General features: G+C 58.3%; 11 protein-coding genes and 2 pseudogenes. 10 read left to right on the top strand and 3 right to left on the bottom strand.

The features are described from left to right. Window positions 1-39 precede the first annotated feature (39 nt). The 6 genes and pseudogenes from F3J10_RS05650 (at window position 40) to F3J10_RS05625 (ending at window position 6,877) form a co-directional block, all read left to right on the top strand. The gene (locus F3J10_RS05650) at window positions 40-2,862 is read left to right on the top strand and encodes a hypothetical protein (protein ID WP_167241522.1); all 2,823 of its coding nucleotides are present in this window, start codon (window positions 40-42) and stop codon (window positions 2,860-2,862) included. A 2-nt stretch (window positions 2,863-2,864) separates the two neighbouring features. After that, the gene (locus F3J10_RS05645; protein ID WP_167241520.1) at window positions 2,865-3,401 is read left to right on the top strand and encodes a hypothetical protein; all 537 of its coding nucleotides are present in this window, start codon (window positions 2,865-2,867) and stop codon (window positions 3,399-3,401) included. A 15-nt stretch (window positions 3,402-3,416) separates the two neighbouring features. Further along, window positions 3,417-3,649 (top strand): annotated as a pseudogene (locus F3J10_RS05640) (PAAR domain-containing protein). A 245-nt stretch (window positions 3,650-3,894) separates the two neighbouring features. Beyond that, entirely contained in the window at window positions 3,895-4,557 is a 663-nt protein-coding gene (locus F3J10_RS05635; RefSeq protein ID WP_167241518.1) for a hypothetical protein, read from the top strand. A 12-nt stretch (window positions 4,558-4,569) separates the two neighbouring features. Further along, a pseudogene (locus tag F3J10_RS36180) lies at window positions 4,570-4,811 on the top strand (PAAR domain-containing protein); the annotation flags it as partial. Between the two features lie 365 nt (window positions 4,812-5,176). Then, window positions 5,177-6,877, top strand: a complete 1,701-nt coding sequence (locus F3J10_RS05625) for an amidase (RefSeq protein ID WP_240155394.1) — start codon at window positions 5,177-5,179, stop codon at window positions 6,875-6,877. A 91-nt stretch (window positions 6,878-6,968) separates the two neighbouring features. Here the strand turns inward: F3J10_RS05625 and F3J10_RS05620 are convergent, their stop codons facing one another. From F3J10_RS05620 to F3J10_RS05610, 3 genes are all read right to left on the bottom strand, one after another. Then, on the bottom strand, window positions 6,969-8,378 hold the full coding sequence (locus tag F3J10_RS05620; RefSeq protein WP_103693273.1) for an amidase: 1,410 nt from the start codon (window positions 8,376-8,378) through the stop codon (window positions 6,969-6,971). A 465-nt stretch (window positions 8,379-8,843) separates the two neighbouring features. Continuing rightward, window positions 8,844-9,473: a cysteine hydrolase family protein gene (locus F3J10_RS05615; protein WP_167241516.1), complete on the bottom strand. Its 630-nt coding sequence runs from the start codon at window positions 9,471-9,473 to the stop codon at window positions 8,844-8,846. Window positions 9,474-9,688: 215 nt separating this feature from the next. Continuing rightward, window positions 9,689-10,741 carry an alpha/beta hydrolase gene (locus F3J10_RS05610; RefSeq protein WP_167241514.1) on the bottom strand — a complete coding sequence of 351 codons (1,053 nt, stop codon included), beginning with the start codon at window positions 10,739-10,741 and terminating at the stop codon, window positions 9,689-9,691. Between the two features lie 248 nt (window positions 10,742-10,989). Between F3J10_RS05610 and F3J10_RS05605 the strand changes: the two genes are divergently transcribed. The 4 genes from F3J10_RS05605 (at window position 10,990) to F3J10_RS05590 (ending at window position 17,381) form a co-directional block, all read left to right on the top strand. Next, on the top strand, window positions 10,990-11,568 hold the full coding sequence (locus F3J10_RS05605) for a TetR/AcrR family transcriptional regulator (protein ID WP_167241512.1): 579 nt from the start codon (window positions 10,990-10,992) through the stop codon (window positions 11,566-11,568). Window positions 11,569-12,025: 457 nt separating this feature from the next. After that, the gene (locus F3J10_RS05600; protein WP_167241510.1) at window positions 12,026-14,704 is read left to right on the top strand and encodes a type VI secretion system tip protein VgrG; all 2,679 of its coding nucleotides are present in this window, start codon (window positions 12,026-12,028) and stop codon (window positions 14,702-14,704) included. Continuing rightward, on the top strand, window positions 14,701-16,431 hold the full coding sequence (locus tag F3J10_RS05595; protein ID WP_167241508.1) for a hypothetical protein: 1,731 nt from the start codon (window positions 14,701-14,703) through the stop codon (window positions 16,429-16,431). The genes F3J10_RS05600 and F3J10_RS05595 overlap by 4 nt, the downstream gene beginning before the upstream one ends. 80 nt (window positions 16,432-16,511) lie before the next feature. Further along, the gene (locus F3J10_RS05590) at window positions 16,512-17,381 is read left to right on the top strand and encodes a T6SS immunity protein Tli4 family protein (RefSeq protein WP_167241506.1); all 870 of its coding nucleotides are present in this window, start codon (window positions 16,512-16,514) and stop codon (window positions 17,379-17,381) included. The last annotated feature ends 34 nt before the right edge of the window (window positions 17,382-17,415 follow it).

The raw sequence follows: 17,415 nt of genomic DNA, 5'->3' as shown, positions 1-17,415 counted from the left end.
CCCCTCACGATAAGAAATGAACGAGAGATTCCGATCGCCATGAGCCAGCGCCATTCATCCGGGAACCCTAGCCCGCCCGCCAAACCGTCGAACCCATCTTCCACATCGAGCGCGCCCGAACCGTACAAGCCGCTCGCCTGGGCCTTTCCCTTCGCCTCTGTTGACAAGAGCGGCGGGAGCGCCCCGATGACCTATATGAAGGCGTTGGCCGCTGCCGAGGACGGCTTCTATCCGCTGGGCGCGAATGGCATGTGGCACGGTGGCGTCCATTTCGACCAGAACACCGCCAAACACCTCAAACAGGACGCGGGAATTCGCGTGATCGCCGATGGCGAGGTGGTGGCGTACCGGCTGGACAGCAAATATCCGGAGCAGGACTACCCGGATGGCCGCCATGCCCTGTACGCCACGGGCTTCGTGTTGGTGCGGCATAAGCTGCAATTACCGCCGCCGCCCCCGCCTAAGCCCGATGCAAGCAAACAGGCCGCTGGCCAGCCGGCATCCAGTCAGCCCCGGCCAGGCGAAACGCTGATCTTCTTCAGCCTCTACATGCACTTGATGGACTGGAACACCTACCAGTCCGCAGCAGCACAGGCCAAAGTTGCGCAAGTCGACACTGCAAAGTTGAATATGGCGCCCATGCCGTATTGGGAGGGAGAGCGGTTCTATCGAGTGGGCGACAAGGCGAACGACTCGCAAGACGTTCCCAAGCCGAAAACCCCCGCCTCACCGCCGCGCGACTTGATCGGCGAATTCATCCAGAGCGACTTCAAGACCATCCCTGAACCCGATGCCCCCGACGACGACACAGCGAACCTGCCGCCACCGGTCAAAGGCATCCGGATTCGCGAATTTCCAAACGGCAAGATCATCGGGATTCTGCCGAAAGGATCCGAATTGACGGTATCGGACACCGACGAGGTCGCCAAGGCGAAGCCCGGCTGGGCGAAGATCAAGACCATCAAGTCGGGCACGCCGGCGGCTGCCGTGGTGGGCGGCACCCCTTCTCCACATGCGCCATATGGCTACGTCTATGCCAAGGAGTTGGACGCGGTCGTGAACCCGCAGCCGCTGGATTCGGTCGTCGTGTTGAAGCAGCCGTATCCCGTCAAGGCAGGCGACGTCATCGGCCAACTGGGCCACTACCTGCGCTACACCGAGGCCAAGCTGCTGCCGGCGAAACCAACCCGGCCTCTTCTTCACCTGGAGGTGTTCGCCGGGCCGGAACTCGCGACGTTCATTCAGAAAAGTCGAGCTCGTGCGAAGGAATTGCCGGCCGCGAAGACGTTCCTGGAGATCTCGCCCGGGGCACGCCTGGTCGACGGGCTGGCTAAGCCCGATCAGAAGCTGCAGCCTGGCGTGAAGCTCGTCCCCCTCGACGCCAAGGCCAAAGGCAAATGGGTCAAGGTGCAACCGAAGACGGCCGCGCCGGTTCATGGCGGTCGCCACGCGAAACCCACGTACACGGATTCGGGTACGCCGGTATGGGTTGAAGGATCGCTCGCCAACACGACAACGTCGGAGATCGTTCCAGGCTGGAAGGATTTCCCGCTGAACCTCTCGAATGCGAAAGGCCCCGGTGCCGACTTCCGCGACGTGTTCCGACGCGTCGACCTGGATAAGGCCGGCACGAACAGCACTGTGAAGGACGACAAGGGCCGCGCGTGGTTCCTCGTGACGATCGGTGCCAAGGACGGCAGCGCACGGCAGGGATGGGTCTGTGAGCAAGATCATCCGCTCGTGCGGATGTGCGGGCCGTGGGACTGGCCGGGCTTCGAATTGATCGACAACAGCAGCATCATGCCGATCGATATGCTCAAGCGTTACATCCATGTCACCGAGCTGTACCTGGCCGATGAAAGCAAGACCGAGTTCGAGGCGAACGCGGCGACGGTCAATGCCGGCCCGCTGATCACGAATCTCGAGAAAGCGATCGACACGGACCACGATGGGAAGGTCACCGCGCTGGAGCTGAAGCACGCGCTGGAGACGCCGTGGATGGCTGAGGCGCTATCGCATCTGGTGGTACGGTGCGAAAGCGAATGGGGCGGTGGCCTGGGCAAATGGGAGGCGCTGTCGCCATTGATGAAGAAGTTGCTGTGGCTGTGGAAGACGGAGATTGAACGGATTGGGAAGTTGCAGTGGTGGGAGCAGGTGTCTGGTGTGGAGGGGTTTCCGAAGGAAACGAGCCCTTGGCATTTTCATCCGATAGGCGTCATTGGCAACTTCAAAGCCTCCACACTCAGTTATCTCGACGCGCTCATCCGAAGAATCGGCGATATTATCGCGAGTGGCGAGGGTGGCTACGAAGCCTACAACACCGGCACGAAGAATGTCCCTGGCGGAGTGGTCGGCCACTCCTATGTCCATGGCGGACCAGCAGGGCCAGTCACCAGCAAAACCATTAACGAGATCCTCGCGACCGAACCTCTTTCTGGAACGAACACAAGTCGAATGTTTGCAACAGGAAAGTATCAAACAACGTTCGGCACTCTCGGTGCTGGCAAAGCACGCTTATCTCTAACCGGTGACGAAATATACGATGCTGACATGCAAGAACGCATGTTTCGAGATTTCCTATTCGACAAGGCGGGAGGTGGGAAACTCGCCGCGTTCGTTAAACACGGCAAAGGGACGATTGACGATGCGGCTTATGGAGCGTCACAGGAATGGGCTTCGATTGCGGCACCGGCCGGATACCCAACAAACAAAGTCAAGAAAAATCTGGATGGTTCAAAAATTGAAATTTTGTCCGATGGAACCATGACTTACTTTCAAAGCCAAGGCGCTGCGAATAAAGCAAGCATGGAATCCACCCGAAAATTGCGAGACATACTCGCCGAAATTCAAAGATCGAGGTAAAAATGAAAAAGACACTTCAAGCGACCGTCCTTGCGACCTTAACAATTATATCGCCGCCCCTCTTCGCAAAGGCACAAAAACAAGACAACACAATCAACCATCCATATACGCTGGTAAAGATTTCATACGCAACATCTGAATTAACAAATTGCTCATTTCAATATAGCCCGATCAACTTTTGCGACGCCAAGCATGTTGAAGCATACCGAGATGCACTCAAGAACAATCCTCCCAATTTTAACGACCACTACATTCTTCTAACCTATCCAGAGTTCAAAAATTATCACCAGCGAACAGCAGTAGCCATCGACACGCAAACCGGCGTGGTCTATCCGCTTCCCATCGATGCGTTTTCTGGCTACATGCATGGTCGGCGCACCGCCAAAGACGATGGCAAAATCACCTACTCATTAGATGGCAATAAAGTTTGTATCAGTGGAGCAATATTGGTATACCGAGCATTTGAAGAGGGAAACTTTTGCTTTGATTTCGTCGGCGATAAATTTATCGGACATCATACCGAATATATGTACCCTTAACGCCTCGGTACGAGGATGAATCTAATCCGCGTCGGCGACGACACCGACCACGGCGGCAAAGTGGAAACCGGCTCGCAGACGATGCAATACGACGGCCGGTACGTCGCCCGCAAGGGAGCCCTCGTTTCCTGCCCGAAGCATCCCGCGGTGTCACCCAATCTCATCGAACAGGGCGACACGTCGTTGACGGACGCAGGCGTGCCGATCGCGCGACATGCGGGTGCCGTCTCTCGTCGAGCCTCATCTAGCTGAGCCACTCTCGGGCCAGCGCGACCGGGCCCACGGCACTGACTCAATCCGGCACGATCCGCAGTTGCTGGACGGCCTGCTGCATTGAAGGACGACAAGGGCCGCGCGTGATTCCTCATGACGATCGGTGTAAAGGATGGCAGCGCACGGCCGGGATGGGTTTGTGAGCAAGATCATCCGCTCGTGCGGATGTGCGGACCGTAGGACTGGCTTGGCCGTGTTGACGACTACTTCAGACAAAACCATGAACAGATTGGTACGCACTTTTATTGGACTGTGCCTTCTTCCTGGATCCGAGGCGGCGATTGCGCAAGCGCCTCAAACTGAGGCGAGTCCACTTCTTGGCGAATGGCGGTATGCATCTGCGCAACACGAAGGCAAAAATTCTTACTCCACCTTCGTCATTAAATTACACAAATCTTCAGACAATAAAATTATAGGGAGTTACTGCTTTATCACCGAGGAGGGACGAATAATTGATTGCGACACGGAAGGGACCAACAATTTGAATGGAACGATATCGCCTGACGGCTTACGCGCGACGATCAACTTCTTCTCGTTCTTTGGTTCAAAAAATGGAATCTCAGATATTTCAATAAATAACAGAGAATTGCATTGGAAGGTCACAAGAAATCCAGACGGCGATTTCTTTTACGGCCCACTCGACGTGTACCTGACCAGGGATAGCAAAGCATCCGATCATAGGCAGGTAATCGCAAATCGAGCCTACCTGTACGCGGAGCCAACCAGCAAAGGCAAAACAAAATCCTACATAACAAAAGGGGACATGGTTGAATTATTAAAAATCGCTGACAACCTCAAGTTCTGGAGAGTTAGATATGCCGCAAAAGACGGGAGGATTATAGAGCGCTGGATCGAGTGCGGCACAGTCAACGCATGCCCGTAGCCTGGCGCGGAGATGATCAATTTGATTCGGGTAGGCAACGACACCGCCCACGACGACAAGGTGGAAACCGGGTCGGCGACGATGCGGTACGACAGCCGCCAGTTCGCTCGCCAAGGGGATCTCGTAGTTGTCCAAGGCATCCAAACGTGTCACCCAACGTCGTAGAGGAGGGCGACACGTCTTTGACGGATGTCGGCGTACCGATCGTTCGGCATGGGCATCACACAACATGCAGGTGCCGTCTCTTGTCGACGCCTTCACTTCCACACGTGACCACGGCCACTTTGCCTTCCAAAGAATCATTCATCTGCTCCTCCAACGTGGTGAAGATTGATGGATGCCGGGGTCGGCGTGTCACCGGTCGTCGGACCGACACTTCGCCCGGCCTCAGGTTTGCTCCTCGTTCGAGCCACGATTGCCTACCCACATCCACCCGCGATCCAGCGAACGCGCCTTGAGCATCGAAGCCTGAAAAGTCATCGCTCGGCGGTTGCCACACCAGAACATACCGACGAAGCACACGAGATCCCTACCCACAAAAACTACCAACTGTTAGTTAGTTATGACGTAACCTACGCATGTACATGGTCGACCGGCCGTGAAACAGGCGCCCTCTGCCATGTACGCATCGACACCGAAAACGTTGGCCAATGCTTCATCAACCGGGTTCTGGACATACACGTGCCCATGCGCGCTCGAACTTGCGGACAAGGCGCGCCGAATCATCCATGGACAGAACCACTGCACCTCTGTCGAAGGAAAACTGATGACTGTTACACGCCGGGATGTTCTTGCGACCGTCGGCGCGGCCGCCGCGATGCTCACCACTTCCAGGAGCGCTATCGCCCAATCCACCACCGAGGCCCCTGCAGGTCCCTCGCTCCATCCGGTAAGCCTGCCCATTCAGAAGACCGATTCCCCCTTGCACTACAAGGATGCCTCGGAGCTGGCCGCCTTGATTCGATCGAAGCAGGTCTCACCTGTCGAGGTCATGAAGGCGCATCTTGATCGGATCGAATCCGTGAATCCGAAGTTGAATGCGATCGTGACATTGCTCGGCGATCAGGCGCTGAAGAACGCAAAGCTTGCGGAAGCCGCCGTGATGAACGGCTCCACCCTGGGTCCGCTTCATGGCGTGCCCTTTACCGCCAAGGATGCAATCGACACCGCCGGCGTTCCAACGCAACGTGGCTCGAAGCTCTACCAGGGGCGCATCCCCACCGAGGACGCAACCGGTGTCTCGCGCCTGAAGGCGGCCGGCGCGATCCTGATGGCGAAAACCAATCTGCCCGAGTTTTCCTTCGGTATCGAAACCGACAATCTGCTGACCGGGAGAACCAATAACCCGTGGAATCTCGCTCACACGCCCGGCGGGTCGAGCGGTGGAGAAGCGGCCGCGATTGCGGCGGGAATGTCACCGCTCGGCTTTGGCAGCGACGTGGGTATTTCGATCCGTGGCCCGGCCGCGCATACCGGCATTCTCGGATTCAAGCCAACGCTCGGACGCATTCCGACCACCGGACACTGGCCACAAGCCCCGCGACGTTGCTGGCATGTCGGCCCCTTGGCACGTAGCGTCCGAGACATCGCCCTGTCGTACTCGGTCCTCGCGGGACCAGATGGTATCGATGGATATGGCGAAGGTCCGTTGGACATGAATGCCGACGCACAGCGTCAATCCTCTCGCCCGTTGCGTATCGGCTGGCTGGCGGGGCGCGGGTTTGGTCCGGTGGCGCCCGACGTCGCCGCGACGGTCAAGGCTGCCGCCCGCGCGCTGCAAGACAAAGGCTGCGTTGTCGAAGAGGTTCGACTCCCAGCGCTCGAGCAAATGAACAGCCTGGAAATCTACTCCAGGTTCACCATTCCTGAGAGGCAAGCGTATTTCGCGCGGTTCGTCGGAGACCGCCAGGCGCTACTGTCCAAAAGCATTGCCACCTACCTCGAGGCACCCGACCCGTCTCTCGTGGAATACGTCGCCGCCGAGCAGGCCACGGAGCGTTACAAGGACATATTCGCCGGCTTCTTCGAGAACTACGACGCCTTCCTCTGCCCGGTGACGCCGATTCATGCCCCGTTGCACGGCCTCTCCGAGTATGTGATCAACGGCGTGACCGTACCGGCCTGGCACATGGTGACCGCCACGGCACCGTTCAATCTGTCGGGATTGCCTGCGCTGTCGATGCGCTTCGGAACCAGCGACGACAACATGCCGATCGCAGTCCAACTGGTTTCGCGTTGGTATGCCGAGCGCACGATCCTTCGGGTGGCTTCGATACTTGAATCGGTGAGTCCCGCGCGGAATTTGCATCCGCAAATCTGACGAGCTTCAAAACACGCGTGGCGCGAAAAGATTCGCGCCACGTTCTTGCTATCCCCTATTCCCGACGAAGGGATAGGGGATCCACGATCGATTAGAGCTTGGACACGTCGGGATGGAGGCCACGCACCGGGCTCACCGCTTCGAGCAGCGAAGCGAGATGCAGCAGGGTCGATTCCGCCATCCACGGCGCGACGATCTGCACCCCGATCGGCAGCCCGTCGCTGCTGGTGCCGAAGCGCAGCGTCATCCCGGGAAGGCCGGTCACGTTAAGCGGCGCGGTCGGATCCATGACGTGCAGCGCTGATACCGCTTGACCGTTGATGTCGAGATCGGAATCGTGCCCGTGCCCCGCCACCGGCAACACCGGGCAAATCAGGGCGTCGTACTTCTGGAAGTACTCGGAAAAGCCGTCGCGCAATTGTTCCGACTTCTGCTCCGCGTCGACGAAATCGGCGATCGAGGTTTCCGGCGCATCGTAGATGCCCTGGACGTGCTTGAAGATCTTTTCCTCGTGTCCAGCCGTGACCTGCTTGAAGGCGGGCTTGGTTTCCATCAACTGGATCTTCCAGAGCAGCTCCAGCGCGTTGATCTGCGTAAGCACCGGAATGCTCACCGGCTCCACCGCGATGCCGAGGCTCTTCAGCGCTTCGGCCGAAGCTTGCACGGTTGCCGCGACTTCCGCGTCCACCGGCGCAAATTCGTCGACCAGCCAGCCCACCCGCAGCGGACGGCCCGGTTTGGCGCTCACGCCGGTATCAACGCTGAGCGGGGCCGTCGAATAGCCGTCCAGGCCGTCGGGGCCAGCCAGCAGCGAATAGGCCAGGGCGACGTCGCGAACGGTCCGGGCGATCGGGCCGAGGTGCCAATAACGACGCGGCAGGCGCGGCCAGACACCGGTCATCGGAATCCGCCCGTGCGTTGCCTTCAGGCCGACGAGACCGGTCAGTGCCGCCGGGCCGCGTACCGAGATTGCGATGTCGGTGGCCAGACCGAGCGGCGACATCAGCGCCGCGATGGCCGCGGACTCGCCACCGCTCGAGCCGCCAGGCGTGCGCTCCAGGTTCCACGGGTTAAGGGTGCGTCCCGACAGCAGGTTGTCGGTTTCGATCCAGAACGAAAATTCCGGATGGTTGGTTTTCGCGAGCAGGATGCCGCCGGCCTGCTTCATGCGTGCGATGCCCGTGGCATCCGTGTCCGGGACGCGGCCCTTGAAGATCGGAGAGGCACGCTGCGTCATCACGCCGGCGGTGTCGATCGAGTCCTTCGCCGTGAAGGGCACGCCGTGCAGCGGCCCCAGTGCTTCACCATTCATCACCGCTTGCTCGGCCGCGCGCGCGGCGTCGAGCGCGCCATCGGCGAGCGTGACGATGGCATTGAGCTTGGGATCGACGGCTTCGATGCGGTCGAGATGCGCTTTCACGACCTCCACCGGGGAAACTTCCTTGTTGCGAATCAGTTCAGCGAGACGGGTTGCGTCTTGGGAGATGAGTTCGATGCTCATGGCAAGCCTTCAAAAGGGTCGGGACGTGGACAACAAAGCAGGCTCACTAACTACCTAACGTTTGTTAGATTGAACATTAAGCGTTGCGATGTAGGTCGTCAAGAATTTTTTGCTGACCAGGTTGGATGGCAATACCGACGGGCGAGACGATCACCATGAGCTCAAGCATCACTCGAGCACGCCCGAGCCTGGCACGAAGGCAGGCGCGTAATCGATATCGCGAACGGATATTTCAGTAGGAATACAGATGAAAATCGAGGCCCGACTCATTCGCTCGGAACGTTGCCGAGGAAACCGGATATGTCGGGCAGGTCGCCGCACTCAGTGGTCGTGAAGCGTGCGGGACACAGATGATTGCTGCTGTCGAGCGACTGGCGAAATGTCTCGACCTGAATACCGCTATCCCCGCTGAAAAGCGGGAGGCAGGCTGCGCAATCGCAGCCCGCCTTGTGGCGCACGCCTGCTTTACATCTTTCCGTGCGCGCGGAGGTTGGAGTAGTAGATGTTGTCGCTCGCGACGGGCGTCGGGTGCTTCAGGTTTTCCACCCATTCGTCGGTCGACATGGTGGCCGCGTAGGTAGACTCCATGATGACGGTGATGATCCGATGCATCTCCTCCGCGCTCGCGTGGCCTGCCTTGTTCCGGTACGACAGCGAGCCGGCCGCATCGGGCAGGAACTCGACTCGGTAACCCCTGTGCATGGCGTCGCGCATGGTAGCGTCGTTGCAGTTCTGCGTCATGTAGCCGATCACCGTCAAGGTATCGATCTCGTGTTGCTTCAGCCAGTCCTCGAAACCGGCACCGGAAAATGCGCTCGGCAGCACCTTGGTCACGACGCGATCGTGGCGGCGCTCGGCGACCACCGGGTGCAACTGCGCACCGGCGCTGCCCGCCGCGAAAATCGGCGCATCGGCGGGTAGCACGTGCTGTATCAGCACGACCGGGATCTGGTGCGCATTGGCGGCGTCGATCGCCTGAGCGATCTTCGGCAAGGACGACGAAACCGGCGGGTATTCGATCAGGAAATTGCCGTCAATGTATTCGTTCTGCACGTCGATGACGATCAAGGCGCGACGCGGTACTGGCTGGGACATGTTGCTGACTCCGGAAAAAGACCGTCCAGGGACGGCCGTCAAGCTTGAGGACAAGGCAAGGGTGCTAGCGATTGCGGTGGTTCGTGCGGACGGCGGCCCGGGATCGCGGCTGGGGAATCTCGGCAACGTCGGCGGCCGGCTTGGCACGCGCCGGCGTGGTAACCACGTCGCCGAGCGACGGCAGCCGATCAGCACGGCCGGCCGCGGCCTGGCAGCTAGAGCTTCACGACCTGCAGGACCGCATCGGCAAATGCCGCGGGCGCTTCCTGCGGCAGGTTGTGGCCGATGCCGCCGGTGACGTCACGGTGCTGGTACTTGCCCGTGAACTGCTTCGCATAGGCGGCCGGCGGCTGATGCGGCGCGCCGTTCGCGTCGCCTTCCAGCGTGATGGTGGGCACCTCGATCGGCGGCGCCAGGGCCAGCCGCCGTTCCAAGTCGTCGAACTGCGATTCGCCCTGGACCAATCCCAACCGCCAACGGTAGTTGTGGATGACGATCGAGACATGGTCGGGATTGTCGAAGGCCTGCGCCGTCCTCAGGAACGTCGCGTCGTCGAACCTGAACCGAGGCGAGGCGTTGCGCCAGACCAGCTTGTTGAATTCGTCGCGATGCTCGGCGTAACCTTCGGCACCTCGTTCGGTGGCGAAGTAATACTGGAACCAGGCCTGCAGTTCGGCTTGCGGCGGCAGCGGCTTGCGATTGGCCTGCTGGCTGCCGATCAGGTAACCGCTAGCCGACACCAGCGCTCGGCAACGCTCGGGCCAAACCGCAGCGATGATGTTCGCCGCGCGCCCGCCCCAATCGAAGCCAGCGAGCACCGCGCGGTCAATCCTCAGCGCTTCCATCAGCGAAATGACGTCGGCGGCGAACACCGCCTGCTGGCCGTTGCGCGGCGTGTCCGCGGAGACGATGCGGGTCGATCCGTATCCCCTGAGATACGGCACGATCACTCGGTGGCCGGCGGCAGCCAGGATCGGCGCCACCTCGCTGAAACTGTGGATGTCGTGCGGCCATCCATGCAGAAGGATCACGACCGGGCCGTTCTCCGGACCCGCTTCGGCGTAACCGATGTTGAGCCGGCCGGCGTCGATCTGGCGGATCGGGCCAAACGAGGCCGATGCGGCCGGCGTCGCCGCTCGCGGCGAGGTGGTGTAACGCGACGCGGCCCGCGCCGAGGCCGCGCCGGCCAGATCGAGCAGGCTCAATACGGCCAGGGCCGACGTGCTGTTCAACAGGCGGCGGCGCCCGATGTCGAATGGATGGGACATGTCTAAACAACCCCAAGGTAAAAAGGTGATGTCATCAAGGGCTCCGCGATGGTTTCCCGCAGCCCTCGCACCTGATTGCAGGCAGTGGACAAGGTCACATCAGACGAAAGATCTCGGACGTTACGGCCTGCCTTCGACGGAAATCGATGACAGCAGGATCGAGCCAGACAGCGATACTACCTAACGTTTGTTAGTTTTAATGCTAGAAGCTATACTGCGGCTCGTCAACACCTTTTATCGGCGAGTCCATGAAAAGCCAGGCAGGCGTGAATTCCAGCGAGAAGATCCTGGTGACCGCTACCAGGATGGCGCAGGCACACGGCTACGGCGGCCTGAACATCCGCAATCTGGCCGAAGAGGTCGGGATCAAGGCGGCGAGCCTCTACCATCATTTCCCGGGCAAGGCCGAACTGGCGGCCGCGGTGGCACGGCGCTACCGGGAAGACGCGGCCGTGACGCTCGACACGCTCTGGAGCAAGGCGAAAGACCCGCTCGAACGGCTGCGCAGGTATCCCGCCGAGACGTTTCGCAAGTCGCTGGAGAACGGCAACCGCATGTGTCTGGCGAGCTTCATGACCGCTGAGTACGACGACCTGCCCGACATCGTGAAGAAGGAAGCCCAGGCGTTCGCGGACGTCAACATCGAATGGCTGGAAAAGGCCCTTCTGGATGCGGACTTGGTGGGTCCACGAGAAGCCAAAAGGCAGGCGCGCGCGATCTTTGCCGCGGTGGCCGGTGCGCAACTGGTCGCGCGCGGTCGTTCGGACCTGCCATTGTTCGACGCGTTGATCGATGGTTACCGTGCGTGCGGGCTCTTGCCGAAGTGAGGGTGGGTAGCGGGCTCCCGTTAGCCGGAAGCAGTCGATCTGGTGCTCTGGCTATGGTCGTGGCGCAAGGGTTTGGCGTGCCGGGGGCGTTTGTCGCGGTGGCGCTGGCGGCGTTGATGTCGCTGGGGGTGGCGTGATGCGATCCTATAGGGATTTAGGGCCGGACGCAGTTTTCGCGGATGCCTTGATGTAAAGCGTTGCGAAACAACGTTATGTTTTGTCAAAATCCACGTCGATCACGCACCGATCCTGATAGCAGGCCACCTCACTAATCCTCGTTGCAATATGATTGCGAGACGTGCTGATTTGTTGTTTCGATGATTTGTGTATCAACGCTTCTGATACTTAGAGTCTCGCCACGGTAGGCTAGTGGCTAGTCTCCTCGATGCAGGGTCAAGGGGCGGCCGCCCCACTGAGAGAAGGCCGGCGGGCTTTTCATAAACGAGAACCACGCGCTATGAATCTGACCGATTTGATTCAGGCACTCCAAGGCGGACTGATCCAACAAGATCGCCTGGTGAAGACGGACGTGCCGACGCTGCCCGACAACGCGCTCATACCGCGCCGCGCCGTGACCTACTCCGAACTCGGCCGTGACTTCAGCGTCACGCTCGACATGGTGTCGACGGCAAGCGACATCGAACTAAAATCCCTGATCGCTCAGCCAATGACGCTGTGGATACAGCAAGCGAACAAGTCTTATCTGCCAATCAACGGTTACATACATACAGCGCGTCGACTCGGTTCTGAAGGTAGCCAGACAAGCTACCAGTTGACCTTCGCATCCTGGATGCATTTCCTGAAATTCCGCCACGACATGCGGTATTGGCAAGACCAAAGTGTCGACGCGATCATGACGGACGTGTTTAATGCGCATCCACAAGCGAATGGTCGATTCCAGTTCGAGCTATCGAAACCGCTGCCGCCGCGGTCATATTGCCGCCAGAGTGAATCGGATTGGAATTTTGTTCATCGGTTGATGGAGGAAGAAGGGCTATTTGGTTTCTGGCGACAAGGCAAGGACGGCAAGTCTCACACGCTGGTGGTGACTGATGAGGTCCATTCGCTCGACGAAATATCAGGCAACCCCGTTCAGTTCTACAGATCCGGAACCGGCAGCGAAGCGGACGCGTTCACGCAGTGGGCAGGTACGCGTACTTTGCAAAGTTCGGCGCATACGACGCGGACATTTGACTACAAAGCCCCATCGTCAGCGGCAAATCCGAAAGGAACCACACTGCCGACCATGGCTGGACAAGGAGCGCTCCCGGGGCAGACCGAGGTCTACGAATACACGGGCGCCTACACATACGGCCGCCAGGATCGCGGAGAACATCTCTCTCAAATCAAGTTGGAAGAATGGGAATCGCGAGCAAAGCGGTTCTTTGCAGCGGGGGGCGTACGCGGCATCGATGCGGGTTTGCGATTCGAGTTGAATGGTCATCCCGAGCACGATCGTGATCCGGCGGCGCAGCGTGAATTCGCGGCAATCAAGGTCTGGCGCTACATCGAGAACAATCTGCCGTTGTCGGATCAAGAGTCCAGCTTCCCGCACAGCTTGCAAAGCGAACTGGCAAAGGCGAAGGCAGGATACGCGGGCGAATCCGTTCCTCACGATGACGGATCGGCCGGATTCTATCTGGCCGAAGTCGAGGCGCAGCGCACCGCGGTTCCGTACCGCAGCCCATTCGAGCACACGAAGCCCGAGATGCACCTCGAGACAGCGATCGTCGTCGGCCCTCAAGATGAAGAGGTGTACACGGACGAACTGAACCGAGTGAAGGTAATGTTCGTCTGGGATCGGCAGAACACCGGCGATGCAAACGCCTCGTGCTGGGTCCGGGTAGCGCAGTCAGACACCGGCGGCGGTTACGGCGGCGTTCATATTCCACGCGTGGGCGAGGAAGTCATCATCGGGTATGTCGGCGGAGACTGCGATCGACCGATCGCGCTGCACCGCGTCTATAACGGCTCGGTCAAGCCACAGTGGCATAGCAACGGCATCCTGTCCGGGCATCGCTCGAAGGAATACGGCGGCAGCGGCTACAACCAGATGGTCATGGACGATGCGACAGGCCAGAACCGCGTCCAGTTGATGAGCAGTAGCGCGAATACCGTGCTGCACCTTGGATATCTGATCGATCAAAGCGGCAATACGCGCGGTTCGTATCTTGGATCCGGCTTCGATTTGAGGTCGGATGCCTATGGTGCCGTGCGCGCATCGCAAGGTCTATATCTGACTACCCATCCCAAGTCGGCTAGCAGCCAACCCCTCGATGCACGCGAAGCCCAGCAACAACTCATCAATGCCGAAACCGTGGTCGAGGCGATGTCGCAGGCGAGCCAAACGCACCAAGCCGAAAGCCTGGACGACGGCCACAAGGCGCTCAAAACCTTCACCGATGCGACCCAGAATAGTGTGCAAGGAACATCGTCGGGCGGCACAACGGCAGGGGGTGGTACGGGCAGCGCGAATGTCTTCAAATCGCCGGTCATGTTGATTGCGGCCCCTGCCGGTATCGCGTTGTCGACGCAGGATTCCGTGCATGTGTCGAGTGAGCATCAAACGAACATCGTCAGTGGCCAGAGCACGTTTATCTCTAGCGGGAAGTCGCTGGTAGCGAGTGTCGCGGAGAAGATCAGCTTGTTTGTGCAGAACGCCGGGATGAAGCTATTTGCCGCGAAAGGAAAGGTCGAGATCCAGGCGCATGCAGACAATGTGGAAGTCACGGCGCAGAAATCCGTGAAGGTGCTGTCGGCGACCGAGAGCGTAGAGGCCGTTGCAAAACAGGAAATCCTGTTGACGTCCGGCGGTGCGTACATTCGCCTTTCGGGCGGCAACATCGAGATCCATGCCCCCGGGAAGATCGATATCAAGGGCGCGACACATAATTTCTCTGGGCCGACCTCCTTGTCGAAATCAATGAACGAATGGCCCAACATGCCGCACGACGAAGAGTTCATACTTCGTCATCACGCGACCGGGCAACCGATGGGGAACCGGCGCTTTGAATTGACCCGAGCCGATGGTTCCGTGATCACCGGCCGGACCAACGCAAACGGTGGGACCGGCGTACAGAAAAGTTCGATGATCGAGGGGATGCGCCTCAAATTTTTGCCCGAAGGTGAGGGATGAACGATAAGACGCGGACAGTGGCGCGCAGCTACGACGAGGATGGCCTCCCGGTCTGGCATTCGCAGACCTCGCCAACGAGCATGACCACGCGTGCCGAGTGCTTGATGCACCCGGATCGGATCATTCCCGTGATCTTCGTACCCGGCATCATGGGCTCGAATCTCAAAACAAAAGACGTCAAAAAATCAAGAAATATCGTCAATATCTGGCGACCGGATCTGACGAATGCAGTGACGACGATCATCGGACTCAATCCGGCAGGAAGAAAAGAGGTCTTCAACCCCGCCAATGTACAGGTAGACCACGACATTGATATCGGAGGCAAGCGCCTCGCCAATGCTACCAATGGTTTTCCAGCGAAACTTATTCAAACTCGCGGCTGGGGAACGGTTTTTTGGGGAAGCTACGGCCCCTTGCTTGAATACCTTGAATCAAACTTGAATGATGTCGTTCGATGGGATTCGATCAAAAATGACGCTATCGTCGATGGTTCGTGGTCACCCTACGTATCACATGGTGTTAACGTCAAATCAGATGGTAAGGATCAGACTCTTCGCTTGACGAAGGGCGAGTTGGAGCAGGTTGCGAAGTACTGGTATCCCGTGCATGCAGTGGGATACAACTGGCTTCAATCAAATGAACAGTCTGGAAAAGACCTGGCTCAGGAAATTGATTCGATACTCAAGCATTACCGCGACAAGTGGGGCGAAAAGGCAGTCAAGAAGGTGGTTTTGGTAACCCACTCGATGGGGGGCCTCGTTGCTCGAGCAGCGGTTCATCCACAAATGGGCAATGCATCAGACAAGGTGCTAGGCATTCTGCATGGAGCCATGCCTGCTCTCGGGGCGCCGGCGGCCTACAAGCGCATGCGGGCTGGCAATGAAGCGGGTGGATTTTCCATCAATCCGATCACCATTCTGAAGTCCATCGCGACCTGGATGTTCCTGGGTGCATATGGCCGAGACGTCGCACCTGTTCTCGGCCAATCCCCCGGAGGGCTACAACTGCTTCCGAACCAAAACTACCCAGACGGATGGCTCACCGTCAGAGCGGGCGGCATCAGTTACCCGATTAAAGGCAATCCCTACAAAACGATCTACAGCGAACGCAATCGTTGGTGGCGGCTCGTCAATCCGGATTGGCTCGATCCGGGTGGAGACTCGGGCTGGAGATACGACCAATCGGGAAAAGCCGTCACAAAGACCGATCCCGCGTGGGAAAAATACTTGGCCTGCTTGTCGAGCGCGGAGCGCTTTCATGCGACACTGGCCGACAGCTATCACCCGGTGACCTACGCATTCTTTGGTGCCGATGCCGGTCACAAGGCTTGGGGGAAGATTCAATGGGATATTGGCACCCTACGCTTCGCGATGCGCGGCCCCATGTCCGTCTTCGATACCAATGCGGAGTTGAAAAAACTTGCAATGGACGGCCTGCCGACGAGCGACGATGGTAATGGAACAATCGAGGCGCGTGTGGCTGACTCATCGTGGATGGGAGATCTACGCGATCGATTTTCCATCAGCGAGGCGGAATCGCAAGGCGATGGTACCGTGCCGCATGAATCTGGCCTGGCGCCTGGTAAGCGCGGCGGTGCGATCGAGCAGTTCGCATTTGAGGGTTTCGATCACCAAAGTGCGTATCTTCCGGAGATGAGCAACGTGATGGCTGTCACAAAATATGCAATCGCGAAGATTGCTCAAAAGGCAGACTGGGGTGACGCTTGATAGCTAACGCATACATCAAGGTCATTTGCACAATTGCTCTTGTCCAACTTGCTGCCTGCAATCGACATCAGGATTTAAGCATGAGCCATCTACCCCAGCCAGCGGCGGAATCTATGCATACTGTTTGCGTCGGCCGTTACACAATCGATCTCCCGAAATCCGCAACCGATCTTCAAATCGGACAGAAGATCAATGGAATTCAGATCGACGTGCAGTATCCAGCCAATGCAGAACTACAGCAGCATAAAGTTGCAGAAGACGCGCGAGCTGATACTGACAAAGCCCCATCGAAGTTGACCAGCTTACCTGCCAACGCCCCCGAAACTTCAATTTTCCAGATTTCGGACGACACGCAAAATCTACATACGGTTCGCGGTTACATTTTAAAGAAAGACATACTGTACTCATTCAACGTCCAAGTTTTATCCGATTCAGTTTCTGGCGCAAAAATCGCCATTTCGAAGTTAATGCAAGCCATTCTGCCTCGCGAAAACTTTGATATCCCGAAGGGAGCTGGGATTTGCATTGAGCGCGGATTCATCCCCGGGGATCGAGAGAGCGGAGAGTCAGTAAGCATGGTGGTTAATTTGCCGGAAGTCGATAGTCGATTTGGAGTCAATTTCGATACCGGCAGCCGTGGCACCAAAGAGAACATCATCTCTCGCATGTCGAACCTCCCCCTGCCGCTTGCGAATTTTGTCTCCAGTTCATCAACGATTCTGCGCAGCGAGTCAAGGGAAATCGCCGGCCGCAAAGGTGACGAATATGATCTGATCGACAAGTCATCGAAAGCAGCTTCGTTTGAATGGGCAGCCATGCCCGAGGAAGATGGCGCGCATGAGCCAGGCATTGATGCGACGCTCTTCTCTAATGGGGCAGTGCAAGATGAAAAGATCGGCTCACTCCTTGGCACATGGGATGTCATATTGCATTCGCTCAAGCGTCGTTGATTTTCTCGATTTGCTTCAAAAGCTACCGTTGAGT

The organism is Burkholderia sp. Cy-637, assembly GCF_011753175.1.
GTDB lineage: Bacteria > Pseudomonadota > Gammaproteobacteria > Burkholderiales > Burkholderiaceae > Burkholderia > Burkholderia gladioli.
Note: the sequence above shows the minus strand (reverse complement) of the source record. Positions and strands in the feature narration are given on the sequence as shown.